Source organism: Catenuloplanes sp. NPDC051500, from assembly GCF_044454585.1.
In the GTDB taxonomy this organism is placed as follows: domain Bacteria; phylum Actinomycetota; class Actinomycetes; order Mycobacteriales; family Micromonosporaceae; genus Catenuloplanes.
In genome coordinates this window covers 1-24,448 of sequence record NZ_JBITDX010000023.1, presented here as the reverse complement: position 1 = coordinate 24,448, position 24,448 = coordinate 1, and the positions used below count along the sequence as shown (strand labels likewise).

Annotated in this window: 20 protein-coding genes; 10 read left to right on the top strand and 10 right to left on the bottom strand. The window is 71.4% G+C overall.

From position 1 onward, the window contains the following. Window positions 1–5: 5 nt before the first annotated feature. From ACIA8K_RS33525 to ACIA8K_RS33500, 6 genes are all read left to right on the top strand, one after another. A complete protein-coding gene (locus ACIA8K_RS33525; protein WP_396066626.1) occupies window positions 6–1,481 on the top strand; it encodes a methyl-accepting chemotaxis protein in 1,476 nt (491 codons plus the stop codon). Continuing rightward, complete coding sequence (locus tag ACIA8K_RS33520; RefSeq protein ID WP_396066624.1) at window positions 1,478–3,697, top strand: response regulator; 2,220 nt, start codon at window positions 1,478–1,480, stop codon at window positions 3,695–3,697. Before ACIA8K_RS33525 ends, ACIA8K_RS33520 begins: the two co-directional genes overlap by 4 nt. Then, window positions 3,694–4,719 (top strand): chemotaxis-specific protein-glutamate methyltransferase CheB, encoded by a 1,026-nt coding sequence (gene cheB, locus ACIA8K_RS33515; protein ID WP_396066622.1) that lies wholly within the window; start codon window positions 3,694–3,696, stop codon window positions 4,717–4,719. Before ACIA8K_RS33520 ends, cheB begins: the two co-directional genes overlap by 4 nt. 23 nt (window positions 4,720–4,742) lie before the next feature. After that, on the top strand, window positions 4,743–6,719 hold the full coding sequence (locus tag ACIA8K_RS33510) for a response regulator (RefSeq protein ID WP_396066620.1): 1,977 nt from the start codon (window positions 4,743–4,745) through the stop codon (window positions 6,717–6,719). A gap of 81 nt (window positions 6,720–6,800) precedes the next feature. Continuing rightward, entirely contained in the window at window positions 6,801–8,951 is a 2,151-nt protein-coding gene (locus ACIA8K_RS33505) for a nitrogen regulation protein NR(II) (RefSeq protein ID WP_396066618.1), read from the top strand. Then, window positions 8,948–10,111, top strand: a complete 1,164-nt coding sequence (locus tag ACIA8K_RS33500; protein ID WP_396066616.1) for an HDOD domain-containing protein — start codon at window positions 8,948–8,950, stop codon at window positions 10,109–10,111. Before ACIA8K_RS33505 ends, ACIA8K_RS33500 begins: the two co-directional genes overlap by 4 nt. Here ACIA8K_RS33500 and ACIA8K_RS33495 read toward each other — a convergent pair. Both ACIA8K_RS33495 and ACIA8K_RS33490 read right to left on the bottom strand, forming a co-directional pair. Beyond that, on the bottom strand, window positions 10,080–11,252 hold the full coding sequence (locus ACIA8K_RS33495) for an HD domain-containing phosphohydrolase (protein ID WP_396066614.1): 1,173 nt from the start codon (window positions 11,250–11,252) through the stop codon (window positions 10,080–10,082). The two genes, ACIA8K_RS33500 and ACIA8K_RS33495, sit on opposite strands and share 32 nt — an antisense overlap. Before the next feature lie 9 nt (window positions 11,253–11,261). Beyond that, on the bottom strand, window positions 11,262–12,392 hold the full coding sequence (locus tag ACIA8K_RS33490) for an acyltransferase (protein WP_396066612.1): 1,131 nt from the start codon (window positions 12,390–12,392) through the stop codon (window positions 11,262–11,264). Between the two features lie 177 nt (window positions 12,393–12,569). Between ACIA8K_RS33490 and ACIA8K_RS33485 the strand changes: the two genes are divergently transcribed. Then, window positions 12,570–13,154 carry a pyridoxamine 5'-phosphate oxidase family protein gene (locus ACIA8K_RS33485; protein WP_396066610.1) on the top strand — a complete coding sequence of 195 codons (585 nt, stop codon included), beginning with the start codon at window positions 12,570–12,572 and terminating at the stop codon, window positions 13,152–13,154. Between the two features lie 4 nt (window positions 13,155–13,158). Here the strand turns inward: ACIA8K_RS33485 and ACIA8K_RS33480 are convergent, their stop codons facing one another. The 7 genes from ACIA8K_RS33480 to ACIA8K_RS33450 all read right to left on the bottom strand — a co-directional run bounded on the left by ACIA8K_RS33480 (window position 13,159) and on the right by ACIA8K_RS33450 (window position 19,642). Continuing rightward, a complete protein-coding gene (locus ACIA8K_RS33480) occupies window positions 13,159–13,704 on the bottom strand; it encodes a TetR/AcrR family transcriptional regulator (protein WP_396066608.1) in 546 nt (181 codons plus the stop codon). 22 nt (window positions 13,705–13,726) lie between these two features. Further along, the gene (locus ACIA8K_RS33475; RefSeq protein WP_396066606.1) at window positions 13,727–15,298 is read right to left on the bottom strand and encodes a methyl-accepting chemotaxis protein; all 1,572 of its coding nucleotides are present in this window, start codon (window positions 15,296–15,298) and stop codon (window positions 13,727–13,729) included. A 1-nt stretch (window position 15,299) separates the two neighbouring features. Further along, a complete protein-coding gene (gene chvE, locus ACIA8K_RS33470) occupies window positions 15,300–16,370 on the bottom strand; it encodes a multiple monosaccharide ABC transporter substrate-binding protein (RefSeq protein ID WP_396066604.1) in 1,071 nt (356 codons plus the stop codon). A gap of 245 nt (window positions 16,371–16,615) precedes the next feature. Next, window positions 16,616–17,344, bottom strand: coding sequence for a hypothetical protein (locus ACIA8K_RS33465; RefSeq protein WP_396066602.1), 729 nt, complete (start codon window positions 17,342–17,344; stop codon window positions 16,616–16,618). A gap of 33 nt (window positions 17,345–17,377) precedes the next feature. After that, window positions 17,378–18,043 (bottom strand): FadR/GntR family transcriptional regulator, encoded by a 666-nt coding sequence (locus ACIA8K_RS33460; protein WP_396066600.1) that lies wholly within the window; start codon window positions 18,041–18,043, stop codon window positions 17,378–17,380. A 2-nt stretch (window positions 18,044–18,045) separates the two neighbouring features. Beyond that, window positions 18,046–18,801, bottom strand: a complete 756-nt coding sequence (locus ACIA8K_RS33455) for an SDR family NAD(P)-dependent oxidoreductase (RefSeq protein ID WP_396066597.1) — start codon at window positions 18,799–18,801, stop codon at window positions 18,046–18,048. A 1-nt stretch (window position 18,802) separates the two neighbouring features. After that, entirely contained in the window at window positions 18,803–19,642 is an 840-nt protein-coding gene (locus ACIA8K_RS33450; protein WP_396066595.1) for a fumarylacetoacetate hydrolase family protein, read from the bottom strand. Window positions 19,643–19,924: 282 nt separating this feature from the next. Between ACIA8K_RS33450 and ACIA8K_RS33445 the strand changes: the two genes are divergently transcribed. From ACIA8K_RS33445 to ACIA8K_RS33435, 3 genes are all read left to right on the top strand, one after another. Then, window positions 19,925–20,641 carry a hypothetical protein gene (locus ACIA8K_RS33445; protein ID WP_396066592.1) on the top strand — a complete coding sequence of 239 codons (717 nt, stop codon included), beginning with the start codon at window positions 19,925–19,927 and terminating at the stop codon, window positions 20,639–20,641. A gap of 78 nt (window positions 20,642–20,719) precedes the next feature. Then, the gene (locus ACIA8K_RS33440; protein ID WP_396066590.1) at window positions 20,720–21,709 is read left to right on the top strand and encodes a proline racemase family protein; all 990 of its coding nucleotides are present in this window, start codon (window positions 20,720–20,722) and stop codon (window positions 21,707–21,709) included. After that, entirely contained in the window at window positions 21,706–22,920 is a 1,215-nt protein-coding gene (locus ACIA8K_RS33435) for an ornithine cyclodeaminase family protein (protein WP_396066588.1), read from the top strand. Before ACIA8K_RS33440 ends, ACIA8K_RS33435 begins: the two co-directional genes overlap by 4 nt. A gap of 426 nt (window positions 22,921–23,346) precedes the next feature. Here the strand turns inward: ACIA8K_RS33435 and ACIA8K_RS33430 are convergent, their stop codons facing one another. After that, window positions 23,347–23,772: a MarR family winged helix-turn-helix transcriptional regulator gene (locus ACIA8K_RS33430; protein ID WP_396066586.1), complete on the bottom strand. Its 426-nt coding sequence runs from the start codon at window positions 23,770–23,772 to the stop codon at window positions 23,347–23,349. Window positions 23,773–24,448 lie beyond the last annotated feature (676 nt).

Below are 24,448 nucleotides of genomic sequence, written 5' to 3'. Positions count from 1 at the left end.
CGCCGATGAGACGAGAATGGACGTTCGGCCAGAAGCTCGGTGCCGGGTTCGCGGTCACGATCCTGCTGACCCTGCTCACCGGCGCGGTCGGCATCGGCGCGCTGAGCACCGTGACAGGTGAGAAGGACGCGGTCATCGGGCTGAGCCAGCGCGGCCTGGTGGAGGCGGAGGCGCTTCGCGCGGCGGCCGAGGCGAAGGGCAGCTCGTCCCGCGGCTATCTGCTGATCGGTGACGAGAAGTTCCTCACCTCGCTTGCCGCGGACCGGGCCGAGTTCCTGGACGGCATCTCCCAGCTGCGCGGCGAGGCCACCGACGCGCAGCAGCGCACGCTCATCGACGTGGCCGCGGCCGCGGAGCAGGAACACCAGACCGCGCTCGAGGTGGTGATCGCGGACCGCAAGGCAGGCGTGCCGATCGCGACCGTGGCCGCGGACTGGGAGAAGAACGTGGCGCCGAAGCGGGCCGCGCTCGACACCGACATCGCGGCGCTGATCACCCAGCTCAGCACGGACGTGGAGAGCCGGCAGCTGGCCGCGACCAGCCAGGCCACCACCGCGGTGATCGTGGTCATCGTGATCGCGCTGGCCGCCATGATCTTCGGCGTGGTCACCGCGCTGGTGCTGAACCGCACGCTGAAGCGGCAGGTGGCCGGCGCGGTCGGGCACATCCAGAGCTCGTCCGCGGAGCTGGAGGCCGCGGCCGCGCAGCAGGCGTCCGGCAGCCGGGACCAGGCCACCGCGATGAACGAGATCACCACCACGATCGAGGAGCTGCTGATCACGTCGCGGCAGATCTCCGAGGGCGCGCAGCGGGTCGCCAAGATCGCCGACGACACCGCGAACGCGGCCGCCTCAGGCGACTCCACGATCGAGCTGGCCCGCACCTCGATCACCGCGATCCGGCAGCAGGTGGATCTGATCGTGCAGCACATGCTTGAGCTGGGCCAGCGCTCGCAGCAGATCGGCGGCGTCGTCGACCTGGTCTCCGAGCTGGCCGAGCAGACGAACATCCTGGCGATCAACGCGACAATCGAGGCGTCCGGCGCGGGGGAGTGGGGGCGGCGGTTCGCTGTGGTCGCGGACGAGATCCGCAAGCTGGCCGACCGGACCGCCGCGTCCGCGAAGGAGATCCGGGCGCTGATCGACGACGTGCGCGGCGCGGTCAACACGACTGTGATGGCGACCGAGACCGGGGCGAAGGCGGTGGACGCGGGCACCCGGCAGTTCAGCGAGGTGACCATGTCGTTCCAGCAGATCGCGTCGCTCGTCGGCAACACCACGGAGTCGGCGCGCGAGATCGAGCTGTCCACCAAGCAGCAGACCACGGCCGTGGAGCAGGTCAACGCCGCGATCTCGGACACGGCCCGGGTCACCCGCGAGACCGAGACCAGCGCGTCCCAGACCCGGCAGACCGCGGCGCACCTGAGCACGCTCTCCGGGTCGCTGCTGAAGATGGTCACCTCGGCGGGCGCTGCTAAATGACCGCCAAGGATCCGCTGCGGTACTTCCGGATCGAGGCGCGGGAGCTGGTGGACGCGCTCAGCCAGGGCGTGCTCGACCTGACGCAGCAGGGCGGCGCGGAGCCGGTGGCGCGGCTGCTGCGGGCCGCGCACACGCTCAAGGGCGCGGCGCGGGTGGTCAAGCAGACCGAGATCGCCGACGACGCGCACGCGCTGGAAGAGGTGCTGATGCCGTTCCGGGACGGCGCCACGCCGGTGCCGCCCGCGGAGATCTCCCGGCTGCTCGAGCTGTCCGACGCGATGACGGACCGGGTGGAGAGCCTGACGCCGGACACCGCCGCATCGCCGTCTTCGCCGCCGCCCGCACCACCGCCGGTCGTGGCTCCGGCACCGCCCTCTCCGCCGCCGTCCGCCCCGGCTCCGCTTGCCCCCACCGGGCCGGAGGAGGCTTCGGCCGTACCCTCGGAAGCGGTTGATCTTCCTGTTCCGGCGCAGCCGGTGCGCAGTGAGACGTCCGATGTGGACGAGTTGCTGGAGGCGGTGGACGAGGCGCACGCACGGTTCGGGCCGATCCGGCGGCAGCTCGCGATCGTGCAGCGCGCGCACCGGGCCGCGGCCGCGCTCTCCGACCAGCTGCGGGTGGGCCGGACCGGCGCGGTCACCCACATCGACCCGGTGACCGGCCTCGGCCAGGGCGCCGGCGAGGTCCGCTACAGCGATCAGGCCGGCGCGATGGCGTCCCGGCTCACCGCGGAGCTGGGCGCGCTCGGCCGGCAGCTCACCGAGACCGTCGAGCAGGTCGAACGGGAGCTTGACGACGTGCGCGGCCGGGCCGAGCGGCTGCGCCTGGTGCCTGTCGCGTCCGTGCTGACCACGCTGCACCGGGCCGTGCACGACACCGCCACCGTGCACGGCAGGAGGGTCGCATTCGAGGGGTACGGCGGCGAGCTGCGCCTGGACCCGCACGTGCTCAGCCAGACCTCAGGCGCGCTCCAGCACGTGGTCCGCAACGCTGTCGCGCACGGCATCGAGCCGGAGGAGGAGCGGCTCGCGGCCGGAAAGCCCGCGGACGGCCACGTGATCGTGACAGTCACGCACCGCGGCCAGTTCGCCGCGTTCGAGTGCCGGGACGACGGGCGCGGCTTCGACCTGGCCGCGGTGCGCCGGACCGCGGAGGCGCAGGGCCTGCTGGCGCCGGGCGAGCCGGCCGACCCCCGGCAGCTGATGGCGATGCTGATGCGCGGCGGGATCAGCACCGCCGCGTCAGTCACCGGCGTGTCCGGGCGCGGCATCGGCCTGGACGCGGTCCGGGACGTGGCCGAGCAGCTCGGCGGCGAGGTCAACGTGGACACCGTGCCCGGCCGCGGTACCCGCCTGGAGCTTGTCGTGCCGCTGTCGCTGGTGTCGCTGCACGGCCTGGTCGTCGACGCCGGCGGCTCGCTGGCGTCGGTGCCGCTCGACGCGGTGGAGACCTGCCTGCGGCTGACCGCCGAGGAGGTCTCGGCCGCGGCCGCCGCCGAGGTGATCACGCATGACGGCCGGGTCATCCCGTTCCTGCCGCTGTCCAAAGCACTCGGGGGTACGCCCCCGGCGGCGAAGTCCGCGGCCGTGGCCGTGGTGGTGAAGGCCGGCACCGAGATCGTCGCGGTCTGCGTGGACCGGCTGCTCGGCACGTCCGTGCTGGTGGTGCGCCCGCTGCCGGAGCTGGCCCCGGCCGGCCCGGTGATCAGCGGCCTGTCGATGGACGCGGAGGGCAATCCGCGGCTGGTCCTGGACCCGCACGGGCTTGTCGCGGCCGGCGGGCGGGCCACCGCCGCGCACAGCGCCGGTGATCTGTCCTCGGCCACGGCGGAGACGCCTCCGGAGGGCCGCCCGATCCTTGTCGTCGACGACTCGCTGACCACCCGGATGCTTGAGCAGTCAATCCTGGAGTCGGCCGGGTACCAGGTGGACCTGGCCGCATCCGGCGAAGAGGGTCTGGAACGGGCGAAGTACAGGTCCTATGCGCTCTTCCTCGTCGACGTGGACATGCCGGGCATCGACGGGTTCACGTTCGTCGAGCAGACCCGGGCGGACCCGGTGCTGCGCGAGACGCCGGCCATCCTGGTCACCTCGCGGGCCGCGCCCGAGGACCGGCGGCGCGGCTTCGACGTGGGCGCCAGCGCGTACGTGGTGAAGAGCGAGTTTAACCAGGAGGAACTCCTCGACTACATCAAGGGCCTGGTGGGCGCCGCATGATCCGGGTGCTTGTGGTGGAGGACTCCGCGACCGTCCGGGCCGCGCTGCGCGAGGCGCTGACCGAGGACCCCGGCATGCAGATCATCGGCGAGGCGGTGACCGGTGCGGAGGCGGTGGACCAGTGCCGCCGCCTGCGCCCTGACGTGATCACCATGGACGTGATGCTGCCGGTGATGAGCGGCCTGCAGGCCACCGAGCAGATCATGCAGACCTGCCCGACGCCGATCCTCGTGGTGTCGTCGGCCGCGCGGCGGGAGGCGCTCGGCACCTACGACGTGCTCGCCGCCGGCGCGGTGGATGTGCTCGAGAAGCCGCGCGGCGACGCGTCGGACGCGACCTGGGGTGCACGGCTGCGGACCGCGGTGAAGGTGGTGTCCCGGATCAAGGTGGTGACCCGGCGGCGGGTGGTGGCGGCCGAACCGGCACCCGCGTCGACGCCGGCGACCCGGCCCAAGGGGACACAGCTCGTGGTGATCGGCGCCTCCACCGGCGGGCCCGGCGCGATCACCCAGATCCTCAGCCGGCTGCCGGTGTCGTACCCGCTGCCGATCCTCTACGTCCAGCACCTCTCCGCGAACGAGGTGTTCGCGACCGCGTTCACCGACTGGCTCGCCGGCCAGGTGCACCGCCCGGTCGCCTACGCCACCGGCGGCGTCCCGGTCGCTGACGGCGCCGGCCGGGTGATCGTCGCGCCCCCCGACCGCCACCTGCTCATCCGCGGCGGCCTGCTGCACCTCAGCAACGGCCCGGAACGTCACTCCTGCCGGCCCAGCGTGGACACGCTCTTCGAGAGCGTCGCTGACGCGTACGGGCCGTCCGCCGCCGGCGCGCTGCTGACCGGCATGGGCCGCGACGGTGCGGCAGGGCTGCTCGCCATGCGCCGCGCCGGCGCCCGCACCTACGCCCAGGACGAGGCCAGCAGCGTCGTCTACGGCATGCCGCGGGAGGCCGTGCTGCTCGGCGCGGCCGCGGAGACGCTGAGCCCGGCCGCGATCGCGGAACGACTGGCGGCGCTGGCATGAGCGAGCGTGCGAGCGAATCATCGATGCAGCGGCGAGATGACGTCGTTCTCATTGTCGACGACAGCCTGACGGTCCGGATGGACCTGCACGAGGTGTTCGAGGAGGCCGGGTTCCGCACCGTGCTCGCCGCGACCGGTGCCGAGGCCCGCGACGCGTTCCAGCGCGAACGCTTCGACGTGATCATCCTGGACGTGCTGCTGCCCGACGCGGACGGCGTCGACCTGCTCCGCGACGCCGGCGAGGTCCCGCTCCAGGCGGGCGCGGTCCGCATCCTGCTCTCCAGCGAGGCCGAGGTGAAGGACCGCGTCCGCGGGCTCGCCACCGGCGCGGACGAGTACGTCGGCAAACCCTACGACGGTCACTTCGTGGTCGCGCGCAGCCGGGAGCTGCTGCGCGCCCGGGGATCCCCCGCCTCGCACGCGCGCACCGTGCTCGTCATCGACGACAGCCCCACGTTCCGGGCCGTGGTCACGGAGGCGCTCGAAGAGGCCGGCTACGCGGTGCTGACGGCCGGCACGGGGGAGGAGGGCCTGCGCGTCGCCGCGGACCGTACGCCAAGCGCGGTCATCGTCGACGGCATGCTGCCCGGCATCGACGGCGCCACTGTCATCCGCCGCATCCGCCTGGACGCGGCGCTTCGCAACCTGCCCTGCCTGCTGCTCACCGCGTCCGACGACTACGCCACCGAGCTGCAGATCCTTGACGCGGGCGCGGACGCGTTCGTCCGCAAGCAGGACGACTTCGCGGTGCTGCTGGCCAAGCTCGCGGCGGTGCTCCGCCAGACCGCGACCGCGCTGCCGATCGACGTGCCGCGCGGCATGCACGGCCCGAAGAAGGTGCTGATGATCGGCGCCGATCCCGGCTATCTGCAGCTGGCCCAGGCCGCGTTGCGCGAGGACGGCTACGAGGTGGTGGTCGCCCGGCACGCGGACGACGCGATGACGATGCTTGCCGCCCAGCCCGCCGACCTGGTCGTGCTTGGCGCGGTGCCGTCGTTCGGCGTGTCCGCGCTCGACCAGACGGTCACCGAGGCCCGGCAGACCTGCGAGCGGATCAAGGGTGTGCCGGGCCTGCGCGACATCCCCCTGATCATGGTGGGCCTGGAGGACGGCGACCTGATGCTCAGCTCGCTCTCGGCGGGTGCGGACGACTACGTGCGTACCGTCGACGGCCCCGGCACGCTGCGCGCCCATGTCCGTGCCCACCTGCGCCGCAAACACCTCCAGGACGAGTCCCGCCGGATCCGGGAGTCGCTGCTCACCCGCGAGATCGAGGCCGCCGAGGAGCGCGCCGCCCGGGACGCGGCCGAGACCCGCGCGCAGATGGTCGACGAGCTCGAATGGCGCAACCGTGAACTTGAGGCGTTCAGCGGCTCGGTCTCGCACGACCTGCGCGCGCCGCTGCAGACAATCCTGGGCTTCGCCGAGCAGCTCCTCGAGGACCCGCAGACCACCGAGCGGGCCCGCCAGGACCTCGGCCGCATCCACGGCGCCGCCTGGCGGATGGCCGCGCTCATCGAATCGCTGCTGCTGCTCGCGCGCGCCAGCCGCGGCGACCTCCGCCGGTCCACCGTCGATATGAGCGCGGTCGCGGCAGAGGTGGTCGACGACTTCCGGCTCCGCTTCCCGGACCGCGTGGTCACCACCGTGATCACGCCCGGCATGACCGCGTCCGGCGACCTCGAACTCATCCGGGTCGTCCTGGTCAACCTGTTCGGCAACTCGTGGAAGTTCACCGGCCGTACCCCGGACGCGCGCATCGAGATCGACTGCGAGGAGGGCACCTTCGTCATCCGCGACAACGGGGCGGGCTTCCCGGCGGACAAGGCGGACCAGCTCTTCCGGCCGTTCGGCCGCCTGCACACAAACGACGACTTCCCGGGCACCGGCATCGGCCTGACCACCGTGTGGCGGATCGTCGACCGGCACGGCGGCCGGATCTGGGCCGCGGGCAACCTCGGCCGCGGCGCATCGTTCCACTTCACGCTGCCGGCCGGCTGAACCCTGGCTCAGCTTTCCACAACCGCCGCCGATGGTACGGATGCCAGGTGTGCACGTCGCGCTGCGCCGGAGGAGGCCGTGGTGTGGTACTCGAGACTGCGGCTGGAACGGCTGCTCTGCGGCACCGGCACCATGCTCGGGCAGGTGCGAAGCCTCTTCCTCGGTTTCCTGATGGCCTGGCCGGTCTTTGGTTTCTGGGGTATCGAGGCGGTCGACGGACGCCGGATCTCGGTGGCCGTGGCGGTGAGCGTGATGCTGCTGGTGTGGTGCTACGCCGGCTACCGGTGGCAACGGTTCCCGGCCTGGAGCTGGATCCCCGAAGGGCTCTGCGTGCTGATGGTGGCCGGCGCCTCCGACTTCGGCGGCACCATCGGCCTGTGCTTCATGTGGGTCAACTTCCGCGCCCTGTACGGCGGGCTGCGCGAGAAGCTCCTCGCCGCCGCCGTGCTGGCCGGCATCATGATCTCCGGCGTCGTGGTGGCGCACGCGAGCCCCGGCACCATGGCCTCGCTGTTGCTGACCGGGCTGCTGGCGCTGTCCGTCAACCATGTGCTCGCCCGCGGCAGCAGCGCCCGGGACCGCGCCGCCGCCCGGGAGAGCGCGATGGCGTCGGCCGGCGCGGGGCTGGCCGCGGCGGCCACCCGCGAGGAGGCGATGGACATCGCGCTGGGGACCGCGCTGGCCCTGGACCGGGAGGCCAGCGCCGCCCTGATCTTCACTGTCGCCGGCCCGGCCCTGCACGTGATCGCGGCCACCGGGCGGGTCGGCACCGAGGCGACCGGCTGGGTCACCGAGCTGGAACGGCTGCCCGCACAGGCCCGGGAGATCCTGCGCACCGGCGGGTACGCCGTGGTCGCGGACGGCGCGGCGGACGAGCTCACCGGCGCGCTCCGGCTGCCCCCGCACCGCGCGGTGGCGTTCGCGCCGCTGATGGCGAACGAGTACGCGTTCGGCATGCTTGTCCTCGCGTTCGAACGCCGCCCGGACGACGACCTCTCCGCCCCGGTCATCACGCTCGCCGGCGAGACCGCGCTCACCCTCGACCAGCTGCTGATCCGCTCCCGGCTCAGCGTGGTCGTCGCGCACCTGCCGGACGCGCTGCTGCTGGCCGGCGAGGCGGGCACGATCCGGTTCGCCAACCCGGCGGCGGAGTCCATGCTGGGCCGGTCGAACGCCGACCTGGTGGGCCGCTCGCTGTGGGGCCTGGTGCACCAGGAGGACCGCGACTGGCTGCTGGAACGCGTGGCGGAGGTCCGGCCGCCCCGGATGTGCCGGATCCGGGGCGCGGAGGACAGCCCGTGGCTCGAGGTGGAGGCGCTGCTCGAGTACGCGAACGAGCACGACGGCTCCCGCAGCATCGTGTTCACCGCGCGGGACGTCTCCGAACGGCAGCGCCTTGAGCTGGAGCTGCGGCACGCGCAGAAGCTGGAGTCCGTCGGCCGGCTCGCCGCCGGCATCGCGCACGAGATCAACACGCCGATCCAGTTCATCGGTGACAACGTGCGGTTCATGCAGGACTCGTTCGCCGACGTGGTGCGGCTCTGGACCGTCTACCGGTCCGGCAGCGCGGACGACCTCGCCGCGCGCATCCGGGCGATGGACGAGACGGCCGAGGAGATCGACATGGAGTACCTGCTGGAGGAGGTGCCGAAGGCGATCGCGCAGACGCTCAACGGTGTCCACCGGGTCGCCGGGATCGTCCGGGCGATGAAGGCGTTCGGCCACCCCGGCGGCGAGCAGAAGGCACCGGCGAACCTGACCGAGGCGATCCTGAACACGCTCGTCGTGGCGAACAACGAGATCAAGTACGTGGCCGACGTGGAGACGGACCTGGCCGACCTGCCGCCCGTCTACTGCCACCTGGGCGACATCAACCAGGTCGTGCTGAACCTGCTCGTCAACGCGGCCCACGCGATCGCCGCCGCGGACCGGGGCCGGGGCACCATCCGGGTCGCCACCAGAGTGGAGGACGAGCACGTGGTCATCGAGGTCGCGGACACCGGCACCGGCGTGCGGCCGGAGATCGCGGACAAACTGTTCGACCAGTTCTTCACGACCAAGGAGGTCGGCACCGGCACCGGCCAGGGACTGTCGCTGGTCCGGACGCTCGTGACCGACAGGCACGGCGGGACCATCGACTTCACGAGCGAGGTCGGTGCCGGAACTGTCTTCACCGTCCGGCTCCCGCTCGCGCTGCCGGTCGCGACCGGCCTGGCGGAGGTGGCCTCGTGACGGACCGGCCGCACGTGCTGTTCGTCGACGACGAACCCATGATCATCGAGGGTCTCGGCCGCATGCTCCGCCCGTGCCGGCGGCGCTGGGACCTGTCCTTCGCCGAGAGCGGCGAAGCGGCGCTGGCCGTGCTCCGCGACAAGCCGTGCGACGTGGTCGTCACCGACTACCGCATGCCGGGCATGGACGGCGCCGCGCTGCTGGAACGGGTCCGGGTCGACCACCCGGGCACGGCAAGGGTGATCCTGTCCGGCCAGACGAACGAGGACAACCTTCTCCGGATCATGGTGCTGGCGCACGAGATGCTGTCCAAGCCGACCACGCCGGAGGAGCTGATCGGCACGATCGAGCGGCTCCTCGAGGTGCGGGTGACGACAGACGGCGCTGTCGCGTTCGTCGACTCGCTGCCCAGCCCGCCGCGGACCCTGCTGGAGATCCTCTCCACGCTCGACTCGGCGGACGTGTCCGCCGACAAGGTCGCCGCGGTGATCGAGCGGGACCCGGCGGTCACCGCGAAGGTGCTCCACCTGGTCAACTCGTCCGCGTACACGGCAGGCCGCAACGTCAGCGACGTCGGGCAGGCGGTCGCGCTCCTCGGCCTGCACACCGTGCGCGGCCTGATCATGATGCACGACCTGATCCGGGTGTTCGACAAGGACGTCGCACTGCCCGCCGACTGGATCGACGGGCTGACCCGGCACGCGATCGAGACCTCCCGGCTGGCCCGGCTGCTCGGCGCCGGTACGGACTGGCAGAGCCACGCGTTCACCGCCGGCCTGCTGCACGAGGTCGGGCAGCTCGTGCTCGCCTCGGCCCGCCCGGCGGACTTCCGCCGGGCGCTTGACGGCTGGCGGGCCGGCAACGACCCGCTGGAGCGCCGGGAACAGGAGATCTTCGAGGTCTCGCACATCCAGGTCGGCACCGGCCTGCTCGGCCGCTGGGGCCTGCCGGCGGCGGTGATCTCGTCCGTCGCCCGCCACACCGCCCCGCGCAGCGATCTGACCGGCCCGGACGCGGCCGTGGCGCTTGCGCACCGGGTCGTGGAGGCACGGCTCGGCGCGGCCTGCGGGCCGTGCGCCGACGACGTGCTCGACGAGGCCGCGCTTGACCAGCCCACCCGGGACGCGATCAGCCGGTGGGAGCGGGATCTGACGGGCTGACGTCGAGCACCATCACCGGCTCCGCGACCCCGTCCTCCAGTTCCGCGAAGTTGCGCAGCCGGGTCAGCAGGCCGGCCGTCACCTCCTGCCCGTCGTTGACAAGCAGCACCCCGGACAGGCTGGTCACCGGCGCGGCGAGCACCATGCCGCACTGCACCTCGGCCAGCGGGACCCCGTGTACCCCACCGGCCGTGGCGGCGGCCGTTTCGAGCGCGTCGAGCAGTGCCGGGTCGTACAGGCCGGCGGACGAGCGCAGGGTGGCGATCGCCAGAGTCGGGGAGACGCCCTGGGCCAGCAGCGCATCATGGTCCTCGATCAGGCGCAGCAGCCGGCCGCCGAACGGGATCCGCTCGCCTGCCGTGCCGTCCGCGGGCGTCCCCGACCCGTCGAAGCCCTTGCGCGAGTACCGGATCGCCTCCGCCACCACACCCAGCCGCGGGATCGGCGAGATCAGCTGCTCGGCGACCTCCGGCATCCGGTCGACCATCAGCTGCTCGGCCGGGCTCAGCTCGGCGCCGGCGACCAGCCGCGCGGCGACCGGCGGCGGCAGCGACACCACGCCGAGCTGGGACATCTGGACCGCGAGCTCCATCGCCCACCGGTCCTCCACCTCGACCGAGTCCAGCACCGCGGACGCGACCCGGCGCATCCTGGTGCCCCGGCCGAACCCGGCGGGGCTGACAAGCGACAGCACGTCGGTCAGCGCTTGCACGCTGCCCCGCAACGTCTGCTCAAGCAGCTCCCGCTCGGCGACCACAAGCCGGTGCTGCGCCACCGAGTCCCGCAGCGCCGCGACCATCGTCTCCGGCTCGACCGGCTTGAGAAGCATCCGGAAGACGCCGCCCTGGTTCACTGTGCTCGCCGCGTCCGCGAGGTTGGTGTGCCCGGTCAGCAGCATCCGGGTCGCGGACGGTGCCGCCTTCCGGGCCGCCGCGAGGAACTGTGCGCCGTTGATCCCCGGCATCATGAAGTCGGACACGATCACCGTGAACGGCGCCCCCTTCCCGAGGGCGAACAGGCCGTTCGCGGCGCCGACCGCGGTCTCCACGTCGAACTCGCGGCGCAGCTGACGGCGCAGGCCGTCAAGCAGATCCGGCTCGTCGTCCACAAGCAGAATGCGTGGCTGATCACCTGTCGGCACAGCCTCTTCCTATCCCACCCCGGCCGCCCGCGTGGCACGAACGGGCGGTTCGGTTCCACCGGCGGACCCGAACCTGTGGAAAACGAGCAGGCAGAGCGCCAGTCCGGCCGCGAACAGCGGCAGCCACATCAGCCGGGCCGCGATCCAGCCCGGTGTGTCCGGGAGCGTGTGCAGGCCCGGCAGCGGCCCGGCCGTGACAAGCGTCAGGCCGGTGACCGCCATCATCGCGGTCTGATGCCACAGGAAGATCGTCATCGCGGACAGGTTCACAAGAGCCACCGCCGCCCACGCCTCAGGCGCACGCCGCAACGCCCGGTCCAGCGGCCCGTGCAGCAGCATCGCCGCCCCGCACTGCGCCAGCCCGAACGTCACCGCGGCAAGCGTCGGCGGGTTCAGGTTCGAGAACGCGCCGGGCACGCCGACCATCGACGCGGGATAGCCGGCCCAGTGCACAAGCGCGACAGTCGCCGCGGCGCCGCCGATGAGCAGCGCCCATCCGTACCCCCGTGGCATCATGGGTTGTCGCGCCCAGCGCAGGCCCAGACACCAGGGGACCAGCCAGCCGGCCGCCAGGTTGATCCAGCCGAGCGCGGCCGGGCCGTCCAGCCCGAGCCGGACCACGTCCACGACAAGCACTGCCAGCAGCGGCAGGCCCGGATGCAGGCGCGCCACAAGCGGCGTCACCGCGGTCAGGCCCGCGAAGACAAGCAGGAACCACAGCGGCGAGACCGCGAGCCTGAGCACCGTGTGCACGGTCCGCCCGCCGGCGCCGGCCAGCAGCAGACCGGCCACCACCACGGCCCACACCGCCAACAGGACCAGCGCGGGACGCACAAGCCTCCACAGCCGCGCCACAAGCCACTCTCGATAGCGGACATCACGGTTGATCGTGGAGACCCTGCCGCCGACCAGGAAGAACACGGCAAGTGTCTGGAACACCCAGGAGACCGGCGTGAACCCGGCGAGGTAGCTGAGCGGGCTCGCCACCACCACCCCGCCGCCCGTGGCCACAAGCGCCGTGACCAGCCAGTGACCAAGCACCACCCCGAGAATCGCCACCGCCCGCAACGCGTCCACGGCCCGGTCCCGCCCCGCCGGCGTCCCCGCCTCGATCCGCCGCGCCACCACAGTCATCCCCATGCGCCGGACGTTAGGGGCCCGCCTCGTACCCGGTCGTCACCCCGCAGGACTCACCGCCCCGTAGTCCCCTGGTGCTACCGACGAGACCACGGGGGTACGACTTGCCTGGCGTGATCCTTGCGCGGGTCGGCGCGTGCGCGGCTGGACCTGGCGGCGGCGGTGCGCGAGCCTGTGGACATGGGGAAGACGTATGACGAGATCACGCCGCGGCTGCGCGAATTCATCGAAGCGCAGCCGATGTTCTTCACTGCCACCGCGCCACTCGCGGAGGACGGGACGATCAACCTGTCGCCGAAGGGCCTGCGCGGCTCGCTGGCCATCCTCGACCCGCACACCGTCGCCTACCTGGACTTCGCCGGAAGCAACGCGGAGACGGTCGCCCACCTGCGGGAGAACGGCCGAGTCACGCTGATGTGGTGCGCGTTCGAAGGGCCACCGAACATCGTCCGCGTGCACGGCCGCGGCGAGCCGGTCTTCCGCGACGACGCCCGCTGGCCCGGCCTCGTCGCCCACTTCGGCATCGACACCACCAAGAACGGCCTACGCGCAATCATCGTGGTCCACGCCGACCTGATCCGGGACACCTGCGGCTACGCCGTCCCGTTCATGACCTACGACGCCGACCGCGACCTGCACGCCCGCCGTTTCGCCCGCGAGGACGACGAGTCCCTCAACGCTTACTTCACCGGGAAGGACCACATCGCCACAAGCCTGGACGGACTCCCCGGCCTCCCGCTCCCCCTCCCGCCGACCCCTGTGTGACGGGTCAGGCCAGGAAGCCGCGCAGCATCGTCTCCACATAGCGGCGAGACGCGGCCGCCGCGTGCTCCGGGCCGGCGGCGGCGATCACGCCCGCGTTGCCGGTGACCAGCAGCAGCACGTCGTGCATGCCGAAATCGGCGCGGAGCAGGCCACTCGCCGTGACTCGCGCGACCAGGTCGGACAGGGCAAGCGACTCCGAGACCTTCGGCGAGCGCATCGCGTCCGCGAGCTGGGAGACAAGCATGGCCGAGTAGGCCCGGTCGCCGGCCTGGGCGGCGGCGAAACAGCGGATCCGGGCGGCGAGCGCGGGCCACGGGTCCGGGTCGGCGGCGGTTGCCTGCCAGTCGCGGGAGCACCTGTGGAAGACGTCCGCGAAGACGTCGTCGATGAGCGTCTGCTTGGTGGGGAAGCGGCGGTAGAGCGTGGCCACGCTGACGCCGGCGCGGCGGGCGATCCGGTCGACGGACACGTCCGTGCCGGCCTCGCAGAAGACGTCCCGGGCCGCGATCATGATGCGGTCCCGGTTGAGTTCGGCGTCGCTGCGGAGCATGACGAAACTGTAGTTCAGGAGTTCAGTACCGGAAGTGCGACACCAGGTTCTCCAGGCGGTGCGCCATCGTGCTCAGGTCCGTGACTGCGGACTGCGAGTCGTCCACACCGGCCGTGGTGACCTGGGTCGCGTCCGCCAGGCCGGAGATGTTTGCCGCGATGCCACTGGCACCCTCGGCCGCCGCCGCGATGCTGCGGTTCATCTCGTTGGTGGTGGCGGTCTGCTCCTCGACCGCGCCCGCGATCGTGGTCTGGAACGCGCTGATCTGCGCGATTACGTGACTGATCTCCTCGATCGCGGTCACCGCGCCGGCCGTATCGGTCTGGATCGCCTCCACCTGGCGGGCGATGTCCTCGGTGGCCCGCGCGGTCTCCTGCGCCAACTCCTTGACCTCGCCGGCGACCACGGCGAAGCCCTTGCCGGACTCGCCGGCGCGGGCGGCCTCGATCGTCGCGTTGAGCGCAAGCAGGTTCGTCTGGCCGGCGATAGCGGTGATCACCTTGATCACGCTGGCGATCTGGTCGGAGGACTCGCCGAGCTTGCCGACCTGCGCGGTGGTGGTCTCGGCGACCTGCACTGCCTGGCCGGCGAACCGGGCCGCCTCGGTGGCGTTGTGCGCGATGTCGCGGATCGCGCTGCCCATCTCCTGGGTGCCGTTCGCGACCGCGTCGACGTTGCTCGACACCCGCGCGGCCGCCTCCGCGACGCTGAGCGCCTGGCCGGACGCGTCCGCGGCCGACTGCGACATGGTGCTCGACGTCGTGGAGATCCGGTCGGCGGACGACGCGACCGAGTGTGCGGCCTCGGTGACGGCCGCGACCACGCTGCGGATGTCCTTCTGCGCCTCCTCGAGCGCCTGCGCCATCTGGCCGACCTCGTCGCGGGAACGTACGTTGGCGGCCACGGTCAGGTCACCGGACGCCATCGCGGCGAGCGCGGTCCGCACCCGGGACAGCGGCGGCACCACGGACTGCACCACCAGGTACGCGAACGCGGCGAGCACCACGGCCGCGAGCAGCACTGTCACCCACATGATGACGAGCGCGCGCCTGGCGGCCGAGATCCGGGCCGCGTCCTCCCGCTCGATGGTGTCCGAGAACAGCTGCCGCTCGTTGTCGAGGACCGCGCTCGTCAGGTAGTTGTCGACGTCGGTCTGCTCCCACGCCAGCCGTGCCTGCGCCTGCTCCGCGACCGCACTCGCCACGAACCGCGTGATCACCTGCGTGTAGTCGGCGTAGACCGTCTTGATCCGCTCGACCGCGGACGTGAGGTTGCCGGGAAGCGGGATCGCGTCCAGCTCGCCGAGCAGTTCCTCGCCCTGCGCCACGTGCGCGGAGAGCAGGCCGGACTGGGCGGCCGGGTCCGCGCGGACCACCGCCTGCAGGCCGCTGACCTTGAGCTCGCTGGCCAGCTGGTCCAGGCGGAGCACGAGCGCGCTGGCCTCGTTGACGTTCTCCAGCTGGGCGCTCGCCCGGTCCGCCTGGCGATCGCTGATGATCGTGACGGTCATGCAGGTCGCGAGCGCAAGCAGCGACGCAGCCACAAGCATCGCCAGCTTCGTGCGTACCGAGAGGTCGAGGAATCTGCTCACCATGTCACCCCGAAATCTGTGCGGCCGTGTAGTAGCCGCCGTCGACCAGGACCCGCTGATAGTTGTCCTTGGTGACGGTCACCGGCTGAAGCAGGAATGTGGGCACGTCCTTGACCCCGTTGTTGTACTGCTTCGTGTCGTTCACGATCGGGTCGCCGCCGGTCACCAGCGAGTTGACCATCTGCACCGCGACCTTCGCGAGCTCGCGCGTGTCCTTGTAGACCGTCTGTCCCTGCTGTCCGCCGGCGATCAGCTTGACCGAGTCGATCTCCGCGTCCTGGCCGGTCAGCACCGGCAGCGCGTTAGCGGCGTAGCCGCCCTCACGAAGCGCCTCGATGATGCCGCGGGTGATGCCGTCGTACGGCGACAGGATGGCGTTGACGCGCTGGTTGGCATACGTGGTGCGCAGCAGCCGCGCCATCCGCTCCTTCGCGACCTTGCCGTCCCACCGCTGGGTGGCCACCTCCGCGAACGCGGTCTCGCCGCTGCGCACGGTCAGCGCGCCGCTGCGGATGTAGGGCGTCAGCACGCTCATCGCGCCGTTGAAGAAGAACGTGGCGTTGTTGTCGTCCGCCGAGCCCGCGAACAGCTCGATGTTCGCCGGCCCGCCGCCGCGCCCGAGCCGCAGCGTCTCCACGATGTAGGTACCCTGCATGACGCCGACCTTGAAGTTGTCGAACGTCGCGTAGTAGGCGATATCAGGCGTGTCCCGAATCAGCCGGTCGTACGAGATGACCGGGATCTTCGCGGCCGCGGCCTTCCCCAGCACGTCCTTCAGCTTGGTCCCGTCGATCGCGCCGACCACGAGCGCCTTCGCGCCATCGTCGATCATCTGCTGGATCTGCGAGATCTGCACGCCTGTGTCATCGTCCGCGTACTGCAGCGACGTCCGGTATCCGAGCAGCGAGAACTGCGCGTTCATGTTCTCGCCGTCGCCGATCCACCGATCCGAACCCTTTGTCGGCATCGCGAGTCCCACCAGGCCGCGATCCGGCGCTCCGACGTCCGCGGGGTCGCCGCCGCACCCGGCCAGCGCCAGCACGAGCGCGAGGCCGGCTGTCCATCTGCGCGTCATGGCCCCATCCGACCACCACTACCGGCCGCAAGCGGCGTAAATCCGAAAAATCCCTCGCTTCCGTACGTCCGTCAGTCAACTGTCAGCCCGCCCTCGGTGCTCCGGCCCGCGTGCTCCCGGCCCTGTTGTCCGGCTGCGCGCGGTTGGCAGGTGATCGGGGGTGTCCCGGCCACGACGGGACCGCGGCCCGCGGGAGCGTGCGGGCCGGGCCGCCCACCGAGTGGGAAGATCGATTTCGGGGTGGGCTAGTAGCGCATGGAAGGGCTGGTCAGGTCGTTCCAGCGGAGCCAGGAGGTGAGGGTGCCGCCGAGCATCAGGATGGCGTCGTAGAGAGCGTGGGCGACCATGGCGGCGAGGAGGCCGTGGCCGAAGGTCAGGTAGAACATGGTCATGCCGACATACCAGGAGTTGACCCAGCCGAGCCAGCCGAGGTACGAGTGGCTGTTGCGAAAGCGGCCGTTGACGGTCAGCAGCGCGGCGGCGAGCAGCCACGATGAGGCGCCGGTGAGGTGCGGTTCCAGCAGGCCGAGGGTGGCGAAGTCGGCCAGCGGGATCAGCAGCGTCTGGTAGAGCCATTGGATCAGGCCGAAGGTGATCGTGTTCAGCGCGGTCAGGACCGGCGGCATGATGATGAAGAGGATGCAGCGGAACAGCAGCTCCTCGAAGAGTCCGGCGTTGAGGCTCAGCCACATGCCGCGGCCGAACATCATGCCGGGCGGGGGTGGTGGCCCGTATTCGACCCGTGCGGCCATCACGACCGCGAACAGGGCGAACGCGGCGGCCCAGGCGAACAGCGGCCAGACCGCGAGCAGCCCGCCGATCACGTCGGTATTCGGGCCGAGCACCAGGTCGGCGGCGGGGCGCATCCGATCGTCAGCGAAGATCCAGAGCAGGGCGAGCACTGTGAACCCCCAGGAGGTGACGCGGAGGAATCCCAGAGTGATCGCGGCGGGATGAATCTGTATCGGATCCACGACTCTCAGTGCAGCAGACGGCGGCAACAGCCGTCACACCGTGCGCCGCAGCCACTCTTCTATCTCCGCGATGTGCACTGTCGCCCAGGACCGTGCCAGCTCCGGGTCGCCGGCGGCGATCGCGTCCAGGATGGCCCGGTGCTGGCGGCGGGTGCGATCCAGCGCGTCCGCCTGAGTGCGCCCGCGCCAGGCCCGGGCCCGGGCGGTCGGGCCGCTCAGCGCGTCGACCAGCGAGTACAGCACGTCGTTACCCGCGCCTGCGGCGATCCGGCGGTGGAACTCGAGGTCGTTGGCGACCACGGCGTCCAGGTCGTCGAGGCGGTCCAGGTCGTCGACCAGGGCGCGCAGCTCGTCGAGGCCAGACATGCGGGTCGCGGCGAGCGCGGTCGCGGCCGGTTCCAGGATCCGGCGGACCTCGAAGAACTGCAGCACGCTCGCGTCCGGCTGGAAGTCGACCACGAACGCGAGCGCGTCGAGCAGCAGCGCGGGGGACAGACTCGTCACGTACGTCCCGTCACCCTGACGCACGTCCAGCACCTTGATCAGCGTCAGCGCCTTCACGGCCTCGCGCAGCGAACTGCGGGACAGGCCGAGCCGCTCCGCGAGGTCGGACTCCTTCGGCAGCCGGTCACCGGGCCGCAGCTCGCCCGAGAGGATCATGTCCTTGATCCGGGCGATGGCGGCGTCGGTAAGCGCCACGGTCAGGCGGGCCGCGGCGGCAGCCGGAGCCCGTGCATGCCGCCGTCCACCGCGAGCACCGCGCCGGTCGTCGACCCGGAGTGCGGCCCGGCCAGGTACGCGATCGCGGCCGCCACCTCGTCCGCCGAGACCAGCCGTCCGGTCGGCTGCCGCGACTCCAGCGCCGCCAGGGCCCCGGCCGGGTCCTCCGTCTGCGACATCAGCCGCCGTACCCACGGCGTGTCCGCGGTGCCCGGGTTGACGCAGTTGACCCGGATCCCCTCGTGCACGTGGTCCGCGGCCATCGCCAGCGTCAGCGACTGCACCGCGCCCTTGGTGGCGCTGTAGAGCGCACGCTGCGGCAGGCCCACGTGCGCCGCGATCGAGCAGGTGTTCACGATCGACGCCTTCGCGGACTCGCGGAGGTGGGGGAGCGCGGCGCGGCTGACCCGGACCACGCCTGTCACGTTCACGTCGAACACGCGCGCCCACTCCAGGTCGTCGTTGTCCTCGACGGTGCCGACCGCGCCGATCCCCGCGTTGTTGACGAGCACGTCCAGCCCGCCGAGCCGTTCGGCCGCGCCCTCCACGGCCGCCTGCACCGCCTCGTCGTCAGTGACGTCCGCGGTGAAGCCGATGATCGACTCCGGCAGTCCTTCCAGCACCCGGTCCAGCACGGCCACGTGCGCGCCGCGCTCGGACAGCCAGCGGGCGGTGGCCAAACCGATGCCGGACGCGCCGCCGGTGATCAGCGCGGACATCCCGTCGAACTCGCGCATCTCAGGCCGCCCCGAACGTCTGGCGCTGCCGGCCGAGCCCGTCGATCTCCAACTCCACCACGTCACCGGCACGCAGGTACGGCTTGGGTTCCGGCCGGCCGAGCGCGACACCCGCGGGAGTGCCGGTGTTGATCACGTCGCCCGGGTGGAGCGTCATGAACCGGGACAGGTAGCGGACCACCTCGTACACGCCGAAGACCTGGTCCCGGGTGTTGCCGTTCTGCCTGGGCTCGCCGTTGACCCACAGCCGCAGCCCGAGGTTCTGCGGGTCGGCGATCTCGTCCGCGGTCACCAGCCACGGGCCGAGCGGGTTGAACGTGGCGCAGTTCTTGCCCTTGTCCCACTGGCCGCCGCGTTCCAGCTGGAACTCCCGCTCCGAGACGTCGTTGGCGATCGCGTACCCGGCGATGCAGGACTTCGCCTCCTCGTCCGAGCCCAGGTAGGCGGCCGTCCGCCCGATCACCACGGCAAGCTCCACCTCCCAATCGGTCTTCACGCTGTCGCGCGGGATGAGCACCGTGTCGAAAGGTCCGACGATCGTGTCCGCGGCCTTCATGAACACCACAGGCTCGGACGGCACCTGCGCGCCCGACTCGGCCGCGTGGTCCCGGTAGTTCAGCCCGATGCAGACGACCTTGCCGACGTGCGCGACGGGTGCGCCGATGCGCAGCCCGTCCGGCTCAAGGACGGGCAGGCCGGCGGGGATCTCGCGCAGGCCGCCGGCAGCCAGGAAGGCGGCGTCCACGTCCGGCACGACGCCGGACAGGTCCCGCAGCCGGCCGTCGTCGCCGAGCACCGCCGGCCGCTCCTCGCCGATCGGCCCGACCCGCAACAGCTTCACGCCCACCACCCCCAGACGTCAGATGACCAGCTACCGACTCATCTGACCAGCAGCACGGGCGGGACGCAAGGGCGCGCTGATTACTCTGCGTGTTCAGTGAGGCCACGCGGAGCATCGAACATGTGTACTTACCTCTGAGTAGGGTCAAAAGCTGGTCACGATCTAGTGAAAAAATGGTGTGAGAGATGACCCCGGTAACCGGCCTGCAACACGTCTGACCAGCGGTTTTGACCGAATGGGTCCGGTGTGGACGCTTTGTGGCCCGACCTTACGCTGCGCCACATGATCAAGGGGGAGACCCACACCAGCTGGCGGCGCCGGGCACTGCTCGGCACGCTCGGCTTCGCGATGGCCGGCACACTTGCCGCCGCGTGCACGACGACGCCCGCGGCCGAAGCGGGCGGGACCGGCGCGTCGGGCGCTCCCGTGCTCGCTCCGGTCGCCGCCTCCGCGCCGCTGCCGTTCGGGCCGGACGGCTTCGGCCACCTCACCGTCGACATCGGGGAGGAGGACGCGCTCGCCACCGGCGACCTGCACCCCGACCCGATCTCCACGGTGCAGAACAAGAACGTCTACTCGTTCGCCGGCGGCCCCGCGCCCGACCCGGTGAAGATGGCCGAGGACCTGAAGCTCGAGGACGAGGTCGCGAAGGCGGACAACCACACGTCCACCTCCGCCGACGCGAACGCCAACGCGGCCCAGATCTACGCCGACTCGGCCCGCCGCACGCTTGAGCGTCTGGAGGCCTTCCTCGACGCCGGCGGCGCCGCGTTCCGCCGGGGCACCCTCGACACGCTTGCCGCCCCCAAGGACGCCGCCACCGCCGAGGGCATCAAGCGCGGCTCCAAGCGTGCCGAACTGCTCGCCGCCTACGAGAACCGCGGCCTGGCCAAGGCCTCCGACGGCTCCTACCGCATGCCCGCGGGCCGCGGCTGGACCATCACCTTCGACATGGACGGCGACACCGTCAAGTACATGTCGCTCGCCAAGAAAGCCTGACCCCCTGGTCAGTTCGTCGCCCGCCGGCCGCGTCAGCACGCCGGACCGTGGGATGTCCGTTTGTGGTCGGATGGGACCATGATCGCTTATCCGGTACGCACCGAGGACTACCACACCGGCGGCGAGCCGTTCCGGATCGTGGCGTCGCCGCCCGTGACGATCGACGGCGCCACAGTGGCCGAGCGCCGCATGTTCGCGATCGGCGACGCCGCCGTGGACGGGCTGCGCCGGGTCCTGTGCCACGAACCGCGCGGCCACGCGGACATGTACGGCGGTTTCATCGTGCCGCCGGACGATCCGGGCGCACAGTTCGGAGTGCTCTTCTGGCACAAGGACGGATTCTCCACCGCGTGCGGCCACGGCACGATCGCGCTCGGCGCATGGGCGGTCAGGACCGGCCGGGTCCCGGCGCCCGACGACGGCGTGACGGACGTGGTGATCGACGTGCCGTCCGGGCGGGTGACCGCGCGCGTGCACACCACCGGCGGCCGGGTGACTGCTGTCGACTTCGTGAGCGTGCCGTCGTTCCTGGTATCGGCATCAGTCACGGTGCCCACCTCCCGCGGACCGGTCTCCGTGGCCGTCAGCTACGGCGGGGCCCTGTATGCCCAGGTACCGGCCGCGGACGTCGGTCTCGCGGTGCGGTCGTCCGACCTCGTGTCACTGATCGCTCTCGGACGCGAGATCAAGGCCGGGCTGGCTGACCACCCGGCGGCGCGGCACCCGGCCGACGACCGGCTGAGCGGGATCTACGGCGTGATCTTCCACGAGCAGGTCGACGGTCCGCTGCACCAACGCAACGTGACGATCTTCGCGGACGGCCAGGTGGACAGGTCGCCGTGCGGCTCCGGGACCGCCGCCCGCGTCGCCACGCTCGCCGCGACCGGCGCGCTCGCCCCCGGCGACACACTGCTTCACGAGTCGATCGTCGGATCCCGGTTCGTGGCGTGCTACTCGGGGACGTCCGAGGTGCTGCCGGTGATCACCGGCATGGCCCATCCCACGGGCACACACGAGTTCGTGATCGACCCGGACGACCCGATGACCCCCGGGTTCGTGCTCCGATGATCCCCTACCTGTCGGCCGCCGACGTGTTCGCGCTGCTCAGCCCGGGTGAAGCGGTGTCCGCCGTGCTCGCGGCGCTCCGGGACGGGCTCGACCCGGCAGCGGGCTTCCCGCGCGCGAACGTGCCACTCACGCACGGGAACCTGCTGTTGATGCCCGCCGAGTCCGCCACCCATGCCGGAGTCAAGCTGGCGACTGTCGCGCCGGACAATCCGTCGCGGGGCCTTCCGCGCATCGCGGCCCTCTACGTCATCTTCGACGCCGAAACCCTCCACCCCAAAGCCTTGATCGACGGTACGGCGCTGACCACGCTCCGCACCCCGGCCGTGTCGGTGGCGGCCGTCTCGGCTCTGCTGCCGGCAGCGCCGCACGTGGTGGTGTTCGGCGCGGGCCCGCAGGCGGTGGGGCATGTGCGCACGCTCGCCGACGTGACGGCCCTTGCCTCCGTCACCGTGGTGACCCGCACGGGAACCCTGCCGCCGGTCCCTGCGTGGCCAGTCCCTGCGGAGTCTGGCCGTGCGGGGTCTGGCCGTGCGGGGTCAGTCCCTGTGGAGTCTGGCCGTGCGGAGTCTGGCCGTGCGGAGTCAGTCCCTGTGGAGTCTGGCCGTGTGGAGTCGGGCCGTGTGGAGTCGGGCCGTGTGGGGTCTGACCGTGTGGGATCGGGCCGTGCGGAGTCAGTTCGTGCGGGGTCTGGCCGTGTGGAGTCGGTCGGCGCTGTGCCGGTCCGTGAGACATCGGCGGGTCCGGCGCCGGTCGGCGGGACGCCGGACCCGGCAGGCACGGCCGGCGCCTTCCCGGCATCGGTAATCGTGCACCGAGTCGGGACCCCCGAGGTCGATGCCGCGCTTCAGGTCGCCGACGTGGTGGTGTGCGCGACTACGGCCCGGACTCCGCTGTTCGACTCGGCGCTGCTCCGCGAGACCGCGATCGTGATCGCGGTCGGCTCTCACGAGCCCGATGCCCGCGAGGTCGACACCGCCCTGGTCGCGCGCGCCACCGTGATCGTCGAGGACCGCGCCACCGCGCTCCGGGAATGCGGCGACATCATCATGGCGCTCGCCGACGGCGCCCCCGGCCGGCTGCTTCCGATGAGCGACGTCATCCGTGGTGTGGTCCCCGTCTCCGGCGGGCGCCCGGTTCTCTTCAAGGGCTCCGGCATGGCTTGGCAGGACCTGGTCGTCGCCGAGGCCCTGCTTGCCCGCGCACCGACCTGATCTCAGCCCGCGGCTGACCGGGTTCTTCCGTCGCGCGTTATCTCTTCCCGCGGCTGCCCGGTCCGTCGTGGGTTGAGTCTTCCCGCGCCGGCCGGGTTGGTCGTGCGTTGCGCCTGGCCGCGGCTGTTCGGTTGGTCGTGCGTTACGCCTACCCGCGGCTGACTGCTCCGTCGTAGGTTGAGTCTGCCCGCGCTGGCCGGGTCGGTCGTGCGTTACGTCTGCCCGCGTCCGTCCGGTTCGTCGTGGGGTATGTCTGCCTGCAGCTGACTGGGTTCTTCCGTCGCGCGTTATCTCTTCCCGCGGCTGCCCGGTCCGTCGTGGGTTGAGTCTTCCCGCGCCGGCCGGGTTGGTCGTGCGTTATCTCTGCCCGTGGCTGTCCGGTTCGTCATGCGTTACGTCTGCCCGTGCTGACCGGCTTGTCGTGCGTTACGGCGAGGGCCGGGTGGGGGCGGCGAGTGCGGTGAGGACATCGCGGAAGGCCGCGAAGCGGTCGGCACCGATCCGCTCGGCGTAGGAACGCTCGATGTCTGCGACGAACGCGCGTGCGGCGGCGATCTGGCGGCGGCCGAGGTCGGTGGGAACCACGAGCTTCGCCCTGCGGTCAGCCGGGTCCGGTTGGCGGGCGACATAGCCGAGCGTCTCAAGCTCGTCGACAAGCGTGCCGATAACCTGCTTATGGGCGCCGGAGCGGTCGGCGAGGTCACTGGCGCGCGTGCCGCCGAGGTCCAGGTATGCCATGACAGCGCCGTGGCGGGGACGGAGGCCGTCAAAGCCCGCGTCCGCCACACGCGTGTGCAGCTGCCGCTGGAAGTCGGCGAGCAGGTGGGCGGAGAGGACACCCAGGTCCGCCATCTCATGCCTCCTCAGCCACGGCCACAGTCCGCGATGATGGTATGCGCCGGGCCGGCGCGGCAACCATCAGCACCGCCACGTCCCCGTTCCCGCGGCGGTGAGGGCCCGCATGCTCCCCGCCCGTTGCCCATCGTGGGAACGGCGCAGCTACGGCTCGATCACTTCGAGCGTCGCCGGAAATATTAGGAAATGATCCCCTGCTGTCGGCACGTCGGCGCTGTCATCAATCACCAACGGCCGATAGATCAACGGCCAGGTGAGGCATGTGCACGTCATCCGCGCCGAATAGCGTGCTTACGCCTCACCTGACGCCCCCCACCCTCGCTACTTTCTCGCATTTCACCCATATCCCCGCCTCGCCCCGCCCCGCCCCCACGCCTTTGACCTTGGGTCGTGTGCGAAGCACACAAAAGTGACCGCCTGGCTGCCCCGTCTGCCATCGACCCGCCCCACGGGGAGCAGATCATCGGCAGGGCCGCCACCAACGAACAGATACCAACACCCCGCAGCGCAACCAGAAACACGCGCCCACCCACGAGACCGCAGCCCGGCGCACCCCACGTGACCAGCAGACCCGTGACACCCGATCAAGCCGCCGCCAACACCACCCAGCCTGGCGGCCCTGCCGATGATCTGCTCGGCTCTGCCCGGGTCGATGGCAGACGGGGCAGACAGG